The organism is Granulicatella sp. 20925_1_45, assembly GCF_041433555.1.
Classification (GTDB): Bacteria; Bacillota; Bacilli; order Lactobacillales; family Aerococcaceae; genus Granulicatella.
Window position 1 is genome coordinate 1 of sequence record NZ_JAPWBR010000009.1, and the last position, 15,697, is coordinate 15,697.

A 15,697-nucleotide genomic window follows, 5' to 3' on the forward strand; every position below is an offset into this window, starting at 1 on the left:
TAAATGTATTCAGCGTCTTATGAAACTAATGGGATTAAAGGCAGTTATACGAAAAAAACGTTATCGTTATAAACCGAACACTGAAGAATACACTGCAGCTAATATTTTAAATCGAGAATTTAAGAAAGAATATGAGCCAATGGCTCTACTATTAACGGATATCACTGAATTGAAGTATGGAAAGGGAGACAAAGCTTATTTAAGTGCTGTTTTAGATTATGGCACAAAGAAAATAGTTGCATATCAAATATCTAAGCAAAACAATAATCAAATCGTTAAAGATACTTTTAATCAAATAAAAAGGAAGATAATTCCCACAAAAACAATGATTCATAGTGATCGAGGATTCCAATATACTTCTCATTTCTTTAAGCACTTTATAGAGAAAGGACAAATAACACATAGTATGTCCCGTCCTGGAAGATGTATCGATAATGGACCAATTGAAGCATTCTGGGGGACGTTAAAGGAAGAAGTATATCGTTTGTATCATTTTAAAACCTATGAATCTCTTTTCAAGAAAGTTGAGGAGTATATCCAGTTCTATAATAAGAAAAGAATTACTTTATCAATGGGGTTAAAAATCCCAGCATAAATAAAAAGACGAGTTCTTATGAACTCGTCATACACTTTAATTATTTTCCTGTCTACTTGACAGGGTGCACTTCACTGTAGCATATATGTTACTTTTTACTTTTTTACAGAAAAAATTTGTACTAAAAAAACGCTATTCAAATAATGAATAACGTCTTTTGTAAATATATAATATTAGTATTAAAAAATGGGCTTCTTATTGATTTAATTTAAAATAACGATGAATACTCCATTCTTATGAGCGTTTTTCCTCTGAATCCTAAAGCATTATCAGATTAAGGATACTTAGATATTTTATATACGAATCAATAAGATATATATACGAAAAGTACATCAGTAGGAATTATTCTCGGTTTTTGTAGAAAAATTATTTTCAATTTTTTGAAGCTATTTTGTGGCTACCAATCTACATTTTTCCATATATAGTATGTAAACTATAAAAAAAACGAAAAAAATTGTCTTGATTCGCATCAAATTTTAGCAAGCAAAAAAAGGAATTAAGCAATAGTTAGTTGCTTAATCCCTTCTAAGATTCTTTATCAACCCTATTTGACAAAGAGTCCAAAAAAATTAAATTCTACTGTTTATTTTGTTTTAATTTATATTTTGCATATAGCTTCAACGAAATCGTTCCAAAGATTGCTACTGTCAATAAGTTGATGACACTTGCAATCCAGCCTTGCGTAAATACAATCGTTGTCGATTGGTGGTAGAACAATACATCTAACGTTGGCGCAATCAATCCAAAAATGGCAATATTTACGGCTGCTTGCACCACATTAAATCGTACCATATCGTGCTGTGAAAAGACTCCTTGACGTAAGCTGTTGCGACGAATCGCAAAGCCAAATACGAAACCTAATGCTCCTGAACTTAGCGCCCAAGAAAGCCACAAGTGATCCGTATAGATTAAATCAAATAATACATGCCCAGTAAAACCGACAATGGCCGCTGGAATAGCGCCAGCAACACCTGCAAAGAGTGCAAGGTAGCCATATGCGAATTGAATATATACTCCCTCAAATGGTGTTGTAATCGACGTTAATGTCATTATCATTGTCATAATTCCAATCCCAATAATGGTATAGAGAATTGTTTTAAACAGTCCGTCTTTCACAATACCCCTCCTTTGCCTATTTCGATGTTGGCTCTTCTCCAATAATACGTACTTCTGGTTCAAGCGCAACGCCTTCTTTTTCTAAAATCACTTTTTGAACATAACGGATTAAATCCATATAGTCCGTTGCTGTTCCGTTATTAATATTCACCATGAATCCAGCATGCTTTTTAGAGACTTGCACGCCACCGATTTGATGTCCTTGAAGTCCAGCGTCTTGGATTAGTTTTCCTGTAAAATGCCCCTCTGGACGTTTAAACACGCTCCCACAAGACGGATACTCAAGCGGTTGTTTGCTTTCACGTAAATGAGTTAATTCCGCTACTTTTTGGTCAATCTCTTCTTGAACGCCCTCTTTGAGTCGGAATCCAACTTCAATCACAAGGTCCCCTGTTTTTTGAACATGGCTATGACGGTAACTGAAATTTAAGTCTTCATTTGTGTAAGTTTTGAATTCCCCATCTGGAGTAATCACTTCCACGTACTCAACGACTTCACTCACTTCACCGCCGTAAGCCCCAGCGTTCATGAAAATCGCTCCGCCGACACTTCCTGGAATGCCACAAGCAAATTCTAAGCCTGTTAATCCATTTTTAGCAGCTTCTTTTGAGACATCAATTAAGGCTACTCCGCCTTCAGCAACGATTTGCGTACCCGATACGGTTAAATGAGACATATCGTTTAACATAATCACAGCACCGCTAATTCCGCCATCTTTAATAATGACATTCGAGGCGTTTCCTAAAATCGTCGTTGGAATATCTTTTTCGCGAAGCCAATGCATCACTGCGCTTGCTTCTTTTTTATCTTTTGGAAAAATCAAAATGGCAGCACGGCCACCTGTTTTTGTAAATGTATAATTTTTAAGTGGTTCGTTGTAAAAAACTTTCACATCCGGAAACTCTGTTGAAAATACAGTATAATCCATATTCTTCTCCTTATTCGTAATCCTTTTAATACTACTATTCTAACACGATTCCGTCAACTATTAGGAAGTAGTCTTCCTTATGCATCCCATTCTTGTAATAGTTGATGGACCATTTGAGCTGATCGTTTTCCAGCTTGAACGATAAACGTATCAAAATCAACGGCAGATGTTCCGCGTTCTGGAATATCTGAAATGGCACGAATCACGATAAACGGCACTCCAAACGCGTGACACGCTTGCGCAATTGCTGCCCCTTCCATTTCCGAAGCCATCACATCTGGGAAGTGTTTTAAAATATGTGTTCTTTGCTCACTAGTATGAATAAAGCTATCTGAAGAAACGATAAGGCCCGTATGGCTCTTTAAATCCACCTTAGCAATCGCTTGTTCAATGGACGGTAAAAAGTCTTGGTTCATTGCAAAACGTGCTGGCATGCCCGGCATTTGCCCGTAAACGTAATTAAAGGCTGTGACGTCAGCATCACAATACGCAAGTTCTGTTCCAATGACAATATCTCCGATTTCTAGAGTTGTGCCAAAACCACCAGCAGAACCCGTATTAATGACCAAGTCTACTCCGAAGCGGTCGATTAAGATTCCTGTAGCGAGTGCGGACATGACTTTCCCGATTCCTGATTGGACAAGGACAATCGACTGCCCTTCAAGTGTTCCTTCGATAAATTTCCAGTTGGCAACGGTTGTTCTCTTTTCAATCGTCATCTCTTCTTCGAGCATACGTTTTTCTTCTTCCATTGCCGCAATAATTCCAAATTTCATTCTTTCACCTCATTATTATCGTTCGATCTGTCTCGCCATCAAGATGATATCTTCGTATCCGTCACCGATTTTTACACCGTTTTTAAGACGACCTTCTTCTTCAAATCCACACTTCTCATAAAGTCGGCGTGCTTTCTTATTCACAGCTACGACCTCAAGTTCAACACGACCAAGCGTTGAGTATTCTGCCACCCAATCCAACATTTCTTCCATCATTACGGTCGCTATACCTTGACCCCAGTAGGACTTCAATACGCTAATTCCTAATTCACCACGGTGTGAGAATTTAGGATGCAGGCTGCCAGCAATCGAACCGACGGCAATAATGGCATCTCCATCTTTTGCTAGTAACATATATTGATTTTCATTCTCGTAGAGCGATTCAATAAACAACTCTTCTTGAGCCACAGAATACTTCAACCCTTCTGGTCCAAAGGAAAGAAAATCCGTTTCACTACCTACTTTTTTACTATAATCTAATAACGCTTTAGCATCGTCTTTTTCTGGAAGTGCAAATGTAATTTCTCGTTCTTTACTCATCTGTTGCCTCCTCCAATTTGTTGATAAATTCTTCGTACTCTTTTCCGTGTGGGACTAAACGAATCACACGTTCAGACTCTCCGTCTCCTACACGGTCGATTTGAATCTTTAAGAATGTCGAAGGAAGTTCATCTTCGATATACTGCGCCCATTCAACGACGCACACACCACCCGCATAGAAGTACTCTTCAAGGCCAACTTCGCTTGCGCCACCACTTTCTTCAATACGATACATATCCATATGAAATAGCGGTAAGCGGCCTTTACGGTACTCGCGAATCAATGTATACGTTGGGCTCTTAATGACACGGTCGATCCCTAAACCAAGGGCAATCCCTTTTGTAAGAGTCGTCTTTCCAGCGCCTAAATCTCCTTCGAGAATCACGCAGCTATTTTCAAATAACGCTTCACCTAGATGTTGCCCTAGCGCCATTGTCTCCTCTTGTGATGATGTATGTACTTCAAACATGATGCTACTCCTTCAAACTTGGTTCTGTTGTCTGGCATAAAAAAAGAGCCAAGACAAACTGTCTTAGCTCATTATAGCATATTTCGCTTATTTTAGAACGCGTCCTAAAAATTCTTTCGTACGGTCTACTTGTGGGTTTTCAAAGATTTGTTCTGGAGTGCCTTCTTCTGCGATAACTCCTTTATCCATAAAGACAACACGGTCGCTAACTTCTTTGGCAAATCCCATTTCGTGTGTAACAACGATCATTGTTAGCCCTGTGTGCGCTAAGCTTTTCATTGTTTCTAACACTTCGTTTACCATTTCTGGGTCAAGTGCTGAAGTTGGTTCGTCGAAAAGCAATACATCTGGTTGCATCGATAATGCACGCGCGATGGCTACACGTTGTTTTTGACCACCTGATAATTGACGAGGTTTTGCATTGATGTACGCAGCCATTCCTACTTTTTCAAGGAATTCTTTTGCGATTTTTTCGGCTTCCTCTTTTGATTTTTTCAACACTTTCATTGGTCCAACGATACAGTTCTCTAACACGTTTAAGTTGTTAAATAAGTTGAACTGTTGGAACACCATTCCTACGTGAGTACGGTATTCGTAAATACTTTTTTCATGCTCAAGAATGTTTTGACCATTGTAGTAAATTTCCCCTGAAGTTGGTGTTTCTAACAAGTTGACGCAGCGTAAAAGTGTTGATTTACCAGAACCACTTGATCCGATAATCGTTACTACTTCACCTTGTTTGACTTCAAAAGAAATATCTTTAAGAACTTCATTGTTCCCGAATGTTTTACTTAAATTTTGAATGGAAATTACTGCTTCGCTCATTTTGTATTTCCTTTCTGTCTAGTTTTTTCTTCGACTGCTGACATTGAGTTTGAGTTTAATGGATCTGAATAAATCACTTCATAGTTATCTGGACCATCTAATTTACGCTCGAAGTAACGTAAAATACGAGTCACTGTGAATGTCATAATGAAGTAAAGAATTAATGTGACAAAGAATGTATCAAAGTAACGGAAGTTTTGTCCCGCAACTGTTTTTGTCGCAAAGTACAATTCTGAAACTGAAATTACGTTCAATACAGAAGTATCTTTGATGTTGATAACGAACTCGTTCCCTACTGCTGGAAGGATGTTACGGAGTACTTGTGGGAAAACAACATAGCGCATTGTTTGCCAGTGCGTCATCCCGATAGCTTGGCTGGCTTCAAATTGTCCTTGGTCGATAGAGATAATTCCACCACGAACGATTTCTGACATATAAGCCCCTGTGTTAATTGATACGATGAAAATTGCAGCGAATGTCACATCTAAATTGATACCAAACATTAAGGCTGTTCCGTAGTAAATAACCATCGCTTGTACGATCATTGGTGTTCCACGGAAGAATTCTGTATAGCAGTTTAAAATGATGACTGCAATTTTTAAGAGAATACGTTTAGGTCCTTTTTCTGGTAGTGGAATTGTTTTAACAAATCCGATGAACATCCCGATTAATGTCCCAATAATTGTACCAATAATCGAAATATATAGTGTAATCCAAGCACCTGTTAAAAACATTTGCCAGTTCTGTTGAATGATTTTTACAATCCAATCAATACTCATTTATTTTCCTACTTTCTGTATTTTGTGTATGTATACGCCACATGAGGTGGCGGTGTGTTATGTTTGTTTTCTATATTATGCGATTGCCTTGGCGCAGTGGTTTATTGACTTTCTTTTCATCGCTTACGATTCAAGAAAGTCTAATAAACTTTGCGGACGAAAGACTACGAAGCATAAAAATCTCGCACTGTGAGATTTTTATTAGCTTCTGTCTTTCTGCCTATTCCGCTGCAGGTTGATTTTTAATTGCGTCTTGCATGATTTGTTGACGTTCTTCGCTAGAGATTGTTTTTAATGCTTCGTTGATTTCTTTTGTTAATGGGCTATCTTTTTTAACACCAACAGCTGTTTGTGTGTCTTCTGGTGATGCTTTGAAGCCATCTGTTAATTTAACCATTACGAAGTCGCTGTTTGCTGCTTGAGCAGAAATTGCTTCTGGTAATTCAGAAACGTAAGCGTCGATTGTTCCTGCTTGAAGTGCTACACGCATTGCTGGGAAGTTATCCATAGCAGCTTGTTTGTCAACGCCTGGAATTTGATCGATCACTGAGTAGTGGAAAGTATTTAATTGAGCTGTTACTTTCGCACCAGAAAAATCTGCTAATGAAGTAGCGTTTGCGTATTTAGAACCTTTTTTAACCACTAATACTAATTGTGAATCGTAGTAAGAATCTGTAAAGTCGATTGTTGCTTTACGTTCTTCTGTAGGACTCATACCAGCAATGATTGCATCTATTTTACCTGAAACAAGCGCTGGTGTTAAGCCATCCCACTCAGTTTTTACAATTACTAATTCTTTTCCTAATTGTTTAGCTACACGTTTTGCGATTTCAACGTCGTAACCGCCAGCATATTGGTCAGTTCCTTGAATTTTCACAGCACCGTTTGAGTCATCTTTTTGAGTCCAGTTAAATGGTGGGTAACCTGCTTCCATCCCAACCACTAATTGGTTTTGGTTTGCTGTCCCTTGGCTAACAGGTGTTCCACACGCTGCTAAACCTACTGTCATTGCTAAAGCTGCAATTGCGCCTAAAATTTTTTTCATTTTCTTTCTCTCCTTCTCGATTATCAAACTGGTTCTCTCATAACACACAAAAAAGGAACCACGAACAAAAGCCGTGATTCCCCATAAAAAGTCATAAGTAGTCATTCTTTTGCCCGGTAATTGATTGCACTTCATGAGTATCTGGGCAGATATCATGACAGTGACTGACCTATTATGACCAGCCCCCAACGTTTTCACGTTTCGGCGAAATCCCCTTTCCAGTTTCCTGTACTCTTGTCATTCGCACCTCAGTTCAATAACCATTTGATTTAATTGATGAAAATAAATTAACATACATTTTCTTGAAAGTCAACACATATATTTTCATTTTTTTGAAAATGACTAACAAAAATATAATTAATATTATATTTCAAACGAGACTCGCTTACATACTTATACGCAGTAGCTGATTGGATAAAGCCTCATCACTCGTGATTTGCTTTATCCTAATCAGCCTTGCGGGGGTAAGACTACGAAGAAAATAGGACTCACACTGTGAGTCCTATTTTTTCTTCTGTCTTACTCCCAAAGGTGAGAGACTCATAGAGGCTCGAGCCGGTACAACATTACAGCTATTATAAAAAAATCCGTAAGGATTTGGAGTAATTACTTTCTCCTTTCCTCCTCCACTACCAGGTTGCCTTAGAAATGATCATTTTTCTGCACTAAAAAATAAATGATTACGAAGGAACTTCGAGTTTCTATAATCGCAGTGGTGGGGAATCGTATCAAATGCGAATTAGTAGGAGTTAGGAATTTATTCCATACTCCTACTTTGAGGCTTTGAAGGTGAGAGACTTCAGGCTCGAACCGGTACCCCACTACAGCGATTATAAAAGAAACCGAAGGTTCCGAAGTAATCATTTATAAAATATCTTTTTCTAAGCACAAAAAGAGTGCCTCATTTCTGAGGCACCCTGTTAGATGAATTATTTATTCACGTTTTCCCATTGCCAGTTCACAACTTCAGGAATATCTTCCCCGTGTTCACGGATGTAGCTGTGGTGGAATTCCACAGTTTCGTCCATTTTCGCAGCAAATTCGCTAGCTTTGTCGCCGTATACAGCAACTGCAGCGTCTTTAGCAACGTGGAAGCGGTCCATTTCAGATAATACGCGCATATCGAATGGAGTTGTGATATCTCCGTTTTCACGGTATCCGTGGATATGAACGTTATGGTTGTGACGATCGAAGAATAAGTCACGAATCATACCTTCATAACCGTGGAAGCAGAATACCACTGGTTTGTCAGTAGTAAATAATTTATCGAATTCTTCATCAGATAAACCACGTGGGTCCACTTTTGGAGAACGTAATTTCAAGATATCTACTACGTTGATGAAGCGAATCTTCAATTCTGGGAATTGTTTGTGCAAGATTGAAATACCTGCTAATGCTTCTAAGTTAGGTTCAGTACCTGCAGCAGCAATTACTACGTCTGGTTCTTCTCCTTCTTTCACTGTTGAAGCCCAATCAATTACTTTGTAACCTTCGCTCACTAATTCTTTAGCTTCTTCCACAGAGTAGAATTGTGGACGTGGGTGTTTTGAAGAAACGATTAAGTTAATTTTATCTTCTGAACTTAAAGCTTCAGCCATAACAGCCATCAAGCTGTTTGTATCCGCTGGTAAGTATTCACGAACGAATTCAGGTTTTTTCTCAGCTAAGTGTGTTAATAAACCTGGATCTTGGTGAGTATATCCATTGTGGTCTTGTTGGAACACTGTTGATGTTGCAATCAAGTTTAATGATGGATAGTTTTTACGCCATGGAGCGTGAGTTTTAGATTTACGTAACCATTTGAAGTGTTGAGTGATCATTGAGTCAACTACACGTAAGAATGATTCGTAAGATGCGAAGAATCCGTGACGACCTGTTAATACATAACCTTCTAGGAATCCTTCAGCTTGGTGTTCAGATAATTGAGAGTCGATGACACGACCGACTGGTGAAATCCATTCATCGTAGCTTTCATCACGACGACCAACCCATTGACGGTTCGTTGCTTTGAAGACTTCGTTTAGACGGTTAGATTTCGTTTCGTCTGGTCCGAAAATACGGAAGTTATCTGGGTTTGCTTTCACTAAGTCAGCAGCAAAACGACCAAATTCGATCATATCTTGTTTTTGGATAGCACCTGGTTTAGATGTATCGATTGCATGTTTAGTCCAATCAGTAATTTCCATAGGTTTTACAACCCCTGCGTTAGTGATTGGGTTCATGCTCATACGACGTGGGCCTTTTGGAGAAATTGCAGCAATTTCTTCTACTAATTTACCATTTTCATCGAATAATTCTTCTGGACGGTATGATTTCAACCAGTCAACTAATGCATCGATGTGTTCCATAGCTTCACCAGATACTGGGATTGGAACTTGGTGAGCACGGAATCCTCCTTCGATTGGTTCGTGGTTCCATTCTTTTGGACCTGTCCAACCTTTAGGAGTACGTACTACTAATACTGGCCAATGTGGCATTGTAGCTTCTTGGGCGCTCTTAGAACGAGCTTCTTTTTGAATTGCTTGGATTTTTTCAATAGCTTCATCTAATTTAGCAGCCATTAATGGGTGAACTTCTTTAGGATCTGTTCCTTCAACAAAGATTGGATCCCATCCTAAACCGTTGAAGAATTGAGTTAATTCTTCATCAGTACGACGAGCTAAAATAGTTGGGTTGTGGATTTTACCACCGTTTAAGTAAAGGATTGGTAAAACTGCACCATCATTAACTGGGTTGATAAATGTGTTTGAGAACCAACCAGCTGCTAAAGGACCTGTTTCAGCTTCTCCGTCACCGATAACTGCTGCTGCAATTACGTTTGGATTATCTAAGATTGCACCTGTAGCATGTGATAATGAGTAACCTAATTCCCCACCTTCGTGAATTGAACCAGGAGTTTCTGGAGCCGCGTGAGACGCAATTCCTCCAGGGAATGAGAAGATTTTACATAATTGTTTGAACCCTGCTTCATCTTGAGTGATTTGTGGGTATAACTCAGTGTAAGATCCATCTAAGTAAGAGTTAGAAACCATTACTTGTCCACCGTGACCTGGTCCTTCAATGTAGAACATATCTAAGTCATATTTGTTAATGGCACGGTTTAAGTGCGCATAAATGAAGTTTTGTCCTGCGATTGTTCCCCAGTGTCCGATTGGATGAAGTTTAACGTCTTCTTTTTGGATTGGACGACGTAAAAGTGGGTTATCCTTTAAGTACATTTGAGCTACTGAAATGTAGTTCGCTGCACGCCACCAAGCATCCACCTTTGCTAAGTATTCTGGTGTATCAAATTGTGTCATGTATTTGTCTTCCCTTCTTGTTTTTGGCTTCTAAAGAAATTCGAAAATGGCGTTTCAAAAATCCTTCTTTTATTTACCGTCAAGTATTTACCATACCCACCAACGGCTGTCAAGAAGAATTACTAAAACGGTCATCGTTTTAATGTCATTCACTTTTCTTTAGGAAATATTCCTGTTTTCAGACCGTATTTCTACTAATCCAAAACGTTCATAACCACATTTATTTGACTATTTCAACTCGAATATTGATCATAACTCATCATCGAGTACTCTATTTTACCATTTTTTATGTTCATTCCGCAATAAAACGTTCATAAAAAGTCAGATAGGATCAAAAAAACCGAGGTGAAATTCCTCGGTTTTTCCATTTCAATAAGGCTTGTTAAGATTTTTATTGAAAATATTGTAGAAATTCTCCGTATCCCTCTTCTTCCAGCTTCGCAACTGGGATAAAACGAAGAGAGGCAGAATTGATGCAATAACGTAGTCCTCCTAATTCTTTTGGACCATCTTCGAAGACGTGTCCTAAATGAGAATCTGCTTGACCACTTCTCACTTCTGTTCTCTTACGGTTCAATTTGAAGTCTTCTTTTTCCGTTAGCGTTGTATTTTCAATTGGTTTTGAAAATGATGGCCAGCCGCAACCTGCATCAAATTTGTCTTTTGAACTGAAGAGCGGCTCCCCGCTGACAATGTCTACATAGATTCCATCTTCATAGAAATCGTCATATTCTCCTGAAAAAGGTCTTTCTGTGGCTTCGTTTTGAGTCACTTCATATTGAATTTCTGTTAATCGTTTTTTTAGTTCTTCTTTTGAAAACTCCATCGTGGTTTCTCCTATTCAAATTGTTGTCGTTTCGACTGATGTGGATCTTGAATTCTCTTGAAGAGATGTTCCAAGTCCTTGTTCGTTAAATGAACGAGTACAGGTCTTCCGTGCGGACAGTTATACGGATTTTTACATTTGGCTAAATCCACTAATAACTGACGTGCTTCCCATTCACTTAAATGATGGTTTGCCTTAATCGAACCTTTACAGCTCATCATAATCGCTGTCGCTTCTCTTAATTTAGCAACCGTAATCTTTTCATCGGCCAAGATAAAATCGATAATTTCTTCGATAATCGCCTTTTCTTGCCCCTTCTTAATCCACGCTGGATGCGATTGAATTTGGAACGTATTTTGCCCAAACGGCTCCATCTCGATTCCAAACTCCTCTACAAGAGGTAATCGTTCTTCCAACTTCACGCTGTCCTTCTTCGAGAACTCTAGCAAAATTGGCACCATCAATGGTTGACTCACTCGGCCTACTTGACCGATTTCCACTTTAAACTGTTCATACTTGATTCGTTCTTGCGCAGCATGTTGGTCAATCATATACAAACCTTTTTCGTTTTGTGCAAATAAGTAAGTCCCATGCATTTGTCCAAAATAATGCAATTCTGGGAACTCTTTCTCGAAGGGTTGAGCGTCGATTTTCTCTGCCAACTTCAAGTAATCTGCATGGTCATCATGGCTATCCACGAGTTCTTCTTGCTCCACTGGTTCAACTGTCTGACTTACTTGAACAGACGCATCATCGTTTGATAGAACTTCGACTTCTTCTCTTACATTTTCAGTAAACGAAGGTGTTTCTACGCGACTAGATTCCACGCTTGGTGTCTTCAATTGCCATTCCAATGTTTGTTGGACAGGTTTTGGAGCCTCTACGCGATTTTCCTTACGTTTGAAGGACAAGTCTTCAATCGACTCAGGAATGCGCTGTACGCCTTGTATCGCCTCTCTAATCGCCTTTTGAATCACCTGTGAGAGTTCTTGCTCTTTACTGATTCGCACTTCTTGTTTCGTTGGATGCACGTTCACATCGACGAGTTGCACATCCATTTCAATCGAAATAATCGTAATTGGGAATCGTCCCACCATCAATGTCGAACCGTATCCTAATGTAATGGCCTTTGAGATAGCCATATTGCGGATTGGTCGTCCATTAATGAAAATCGATAAGTAATTGCGGTTCGAACGTGTGAGTTCTGGAAGCGACGTATATCCTGACACTTTGAAATCTTCGTCTTCCCCTTGAAATGGTAACATCTTACGCGCATTTACGGGCCCAATATTTCCAGCGACTGCTTGCAGCAAATCCCCTTTTCCAGAAGTTTGCAGTAACAGATTGCCATCATTTTTTAAAATAAAGGCAATTTCTGGGTGGCTAAGAGACGCCTTACTCACGACATCGGTAATATGTGCTAATTCCGTTTGCAATGTCCGAACGAATTTCAACCTAGCTGGTGTGTTATAAAATAAATCTTCAACAAGGAAAGTCGTTCCTTTTAATGGCGGAACAGTCTTCTCTTCTTTGATTTCACCAGATTCAATCTTCAACTCCACGCCGCTGTCTTCTCCGGTTGAAGTCGTCAGCGTCACTTTTGAAACGGCCGTAATACTCGCCAAGGCTTCTCCACGAAACCCGAGTGTACGGATTCTAAAGAGTTGTTCCGGCGAATAGAGTTTACTCGTTGTATGACGTTTAATCGACATACGAGCGTCCTCTTTCGTCATCCCGATTCCATTATCTTGAATGCGAATTTTGCGAAGGCCACTCTCTTCGATTTCAATCTCAATACGAGTACTTTTAGCGTCAATCGCGTTTTCGAGTAATTCCTTTACCACAGACGAAGGACGTTCGATGACTTCCCCTGCTGCAATCTGGTTTGTCAGTAATGTACTTAATTCTTTAATTGTTCCCATACACTACTCACCCTTTTCCATTTGCTGCCATTTATACAGGATGTTCATTGCATCCATTGGCGTCATACTCATTAAGTTTAATCCTTTAAGCTCGTGAACCCATTCAGGCATGCTTTCTGTTTCTTCTTCAAAGAGCGATACTTGTTCTAAATAGGTGCTATTTTCACTTGCGGCCCCTTTAGCTTCTAAATGATTTAAAATCGTGCTGGCATTTTTCAATAGCTCTGTTGGTAGCCCAGCAAGTTTCGCCACATGAATCCCGTAACTCTTATCGGCTGGTCCTTCTAAAACTTTATGCAAGAAGACCACTTCGCCATTTTCTTCAACGGCTCCCACATGCACATTGCGTAAATCTGCATATTTCTCACTGAGTCGTGTTAACTCGTGATAGTGCGTTGAGAATAATACTTTCGCTGTTAAATGCTCATGAATATACGTGATGATGGCTTCAGCAAGCGCCATTCCATCATACGTAGCCGTTCCACGTCCGATTTCGTCAAACAACAATAAGCTTGTTTCGTCTGCGTTTCTGAGTGCGTGGTTTGTCTCCATCATCTCAACCATGAACGTACTTTGGCCAGAAATTAAATCATCGGCAGCTCCAATACGGGTAAAGATTTTCGTGAAGACTGGAATCGTTGCACTCTTGGCAGGTACAAAACATCCGATTTGCGCTAAGATGACGCAGAGTGCTAATTGTCTCATATAAGTTGATTTACCAGACATGTTTGGCCCGGTAATGAGAAGAATGTGTTCCTCTGGACTCATTGAAATGCTATTTGGCACATACGTTGATTGTCCCATGACCTTTTCAACAACCGGATGGCGACCATCTTCAATCCAGAGTCTACGGTTCTTCATCGAAATTGTAGGTTTCACTAAGTGATAACGTTCGCTCACTACACTGAAGGCTTGTAAGACGTCGATGGTTGCGACCGTTTTTGCCAATTGTTGTAACTGGGCGGTATAGTGTTTCACCTGTTCACGCACTTCAACGAATAATTGATATTCGAGTGCGCTTGATTTTTCTTCCGCTTCTAAAATCAGCGTTTCTTTTTCTTTTAATTCAGGCGTAATAAAACGTTCCGCATTCGCCAGCGTTTGTTTACGCTCATAACGACTGCTATCGAGTTTCGATAGATTCGATTTGGTCACTTCGATATAGTATCCAAACACTTTGTTGAAACTAATCTTCAATGAACTGATGCCTGTTTGCTCACGTTCTTGTTGTTGCAATGCGGCAATCCATTCTTTTCCATGCTTCATCGTATCGCGGTACGTATCGAGCGTTGCGTTGTACCCTGAACGGATAATATTTCCATCTGAAATCGTAAGAGGTGCATCCTCGTCGATGGCACGGTCGATTAAATCATATAACTCAGGAATGTCGAATAAGTTTTCTCCAAGAGCACTCCATTCTCCTGAATCCAAGCTATCTACAATCGATTTAAAGATTGGCACTTGTCCAAGTGTTTGTTTGAGTTGCAAGAGGTCACGCGCATTGGCGGTTCCAAATGACACTTTCCCAACAATCCGTTCTAAGTCATACACACGTTTCAATGTTTCAATAAAGTCTGTACGTTCAAAGTAATGTTGGTTCAATGTTTCCACTAACGCATGGCGTTTTTGAATCGCCCCTTCTAATACAAGTGGTTTTTCAAGCCATTGTTTAAGGAGACGTCCCCCCATGGCTGTTTGCGTCTCGTCTAAGAACCAGAACAGTGATCCATGTTTTTGATTGGCACGAATGGTCGTCGTTAATTCTAAGTTACGTTTTGTCTCATAATTCATTGAGAGATAAAACTCACTTTGATACGCTTGTGCCTTTTGTAAGTGCGAGAAACTTCTCTTTTGAGTGAGTTTCAAGTAGCTTAATAGATTTTGCACGCATCGGATAGAAGCCTCATCTTCTAATTCTGAGACTAATTCTGTGCAATCTTCGCTGTCAATTTGGTCTTTTTCAATGGTTGAAATTAAGATTTGCATGCTTGTAAAGAGATGGCGAAGTTCTTCTGTTACATCACTATCGACAAGAACGACTTCACGACTCATCAAGCTTGAGCATTCGCTACGCACTTCTTCCAAGTTCTCGAGTTGTGTCACTTTCAATTCCCCTGTAGACACATCCACATACGACAGTGCAAATCGTTTCCCAACAAGCGGTAAAATCGACACTAAATAATGGTTTTGATTTTGCGCTTGGTATTCTGTATACGTCCCTGGAGTCAATACTTGAACAACGTCTCGCTTCACCATTCCCTTTGTCAGCTTAGGATCTTCCAATTGCTCACAGATGGCTACTTTCTTTCCAAGTTCAATCAGCGTTTTAATATATTCTTTTGCGGCATGATGAGGAACCCCACACATTGGAATTGGGTCCTCTGCATTTTTATTTCGACTGGTAAGTGTAATTTCGAGAAGTCTTGCTGCTTCAATCGCATCATCATAAAACAATTCATAGAAATCACCTAGTCGATAGAACAATAAGCAATCCGGATACTTTTCTTTAATCGAAAAATACTGTTGCATCATCGGTGTGTGTTTCGTTTTTTGTGGCATTTCTGACTCTCTTTCTAA

11 protein-coding genes, 1 pseudogene and 1 riboswitch are annotated in these 15,697 nt (G+C 39.5%); of the genes and pseudogenes, 1 reads left to right on the plus strand and 11 read right to left on the minus strand.

What is annotated here, in order from left to right; translation table 11 throughout:
- On the plus strand, positions 1 to 595 hold a 595-nt coding region (locus tag O3798_RS04130; RefSeq protein ID WP_371463521.1), incomplete at its 5' end, for an IS3 family transposase.
- Between the two features lie 576 nt (positions 596 to 1,171).
- Here the strand turns inward: O3798_RS04130 and O3798_RS04135 are convergent.
- From O3798_RS04135 to mutS, 11 genes and pseudogenes are all read right to left on the minus strand, one after another.
- Positions 1,172 to 1,711: an ECF-type riboflavin transporter substrate-binding protein gene (locus O3798_RS04135; RefSeq protein WP_371463523.1), complete on the minus strand. Its 540-nt coding sequence runs from the start codon at positions 1,709 to 1,711 to the stop codon at positions 1,172 to 1,174.
- A 16-nt stretch (positions 1,712 to 1,727) separates the two neighbouring features.
- A complete protein-coding gene (gene murB / locus O3798_RS04140) occupies positions 1,728 to 2,639 on the minus strand; it encodes a UDP-N-acetylmuramate dehydrogenase (protein ID WP_371463525.1) in 912 nt (303 codons plus the stop codon).
- A 77-nt stretch (positions 2,640 to 2,716) separates the two neighbouring features.
- Positions 2,717 to 3,415, minus strand: coding sequence for a 5'-methylthioadenosine/adenosylhomocysteine nucleosidase (locus O3798_RS04145; RefSeq protein ID WP_371463527.1), 699 nt, complete (start codon positions 3,413 to 3,415; stop codon positions 2,717 to 2,719).
- Between the two features lie 15 nt (positions 3,416 to 3,430).
- On the minus strand, positions 3,431 to 3,955 hold the full coding sequence (locus tag O3798_RS04150; protein WP_371463529.1) for a GNAT family N-acetyltransferase: 525 nt from the start codon (positions 3,953 to 3,955) through the stop codon (positions 3,431 to 3,433).
- Positions 3,948 to 4,424 (minus strand): tRNA (adenosine(37)-N6)-threonylcarbamoyltransferase complex ATPase subunit type 1 TsaE, encoded by a 477-nt coding sequence (gene tsaE / locus O3798_RS04155; RefSeq protein WP_371463531.1) that lies wholly within the window; start codon positions 4,422 to 4,424, stop codon positions 3,948 to 3,950. The genes O3798_RS04150 and tsaE overlap by 8 nt, the downstream gene beginning before the upstream one ends.
- Before the next feature lie 87 nt (positions 4,425 to 4,511).
- Complete coding sequence (locus O3798_RS04160; RefSeq protein WP_371463533.1) at positions 4,512 to 5,249, minus strand: amino acid ABC transporter ATP-binding protein; 738 nt, start codon at positions 5,247 to 5,249, stop codon at positions 4,512 to 4,514.
- Positions 5,246 to 7,037, minus strand: a pseudogene (locus O3798_RS04165) (ABC transporter permease subunit). Before O3798_RS04165 ends, O3798_RS04160 begins: the two are co-directional and overlap by 4 nt.
- A 152-nt stretch (positions 7,038 to 7,189) precedes the next feature.
- Positions 7,190 to 7,333, minus strand: a riboswitch (Lysine riboswitch).
- Positions 7,334 to 8,002: 669 nt separating this feature from the next.
- Positions 8,003 to 10,372 (minus strand): phosphoketolase, encoded by a 2,370-nt coding sequence (locus O3798_RS04170; protein ID WP_371463535.1) that lies wholly within the window; start codon positions 10,370 to 10,372, stop codon positions 8,003 to 8,005.
- Between the two features lie 391 nt (positions 10,373 to 10,763).
- Positions 10,764 to 11,198, minus strand: coding sequence for a peptide-methionine (R)-S-oxide reductase MsrB (msrB, locus tag O3798_RS04175; RefSeq protein WP_285252834.1), 435 nt, complete (start codon positions 11,196 to 11,198; stop codon positions 10,764 to 10,766).
- Positions 11,199 to 11,209: 11 nt separating this feature from the next.
- Positions 11,210 to 13,120: a DNA mismatch repair endonuclease MutL gene (gene mutL / locus O3798_RS04180; protein ID WP_371463539.1), complete on the minus strand. Its 1,911-nt coding sequence runs from the start codon at positions 13,118 to 13,120 to the stop codon at positions 11,210 to 11,212.
- 3 nt (positions 13,121 to 13,123) lie between these two features.
- On the minus strand, positions 13,124 to 15,679 hold the full coding sequence (mutS, locus tag O3798_RS04185; RefSeq protein WP_371463541.1) for a DNA mismatch repair protein MutS: 2,556 nt from the start codon (positions 15,677 to 15,679) through the stop codon (positions 13,124 to 13,126).
- Between the last annotated feature and the right edge of the window lie 18 nt (positions 15,680 to 15,697).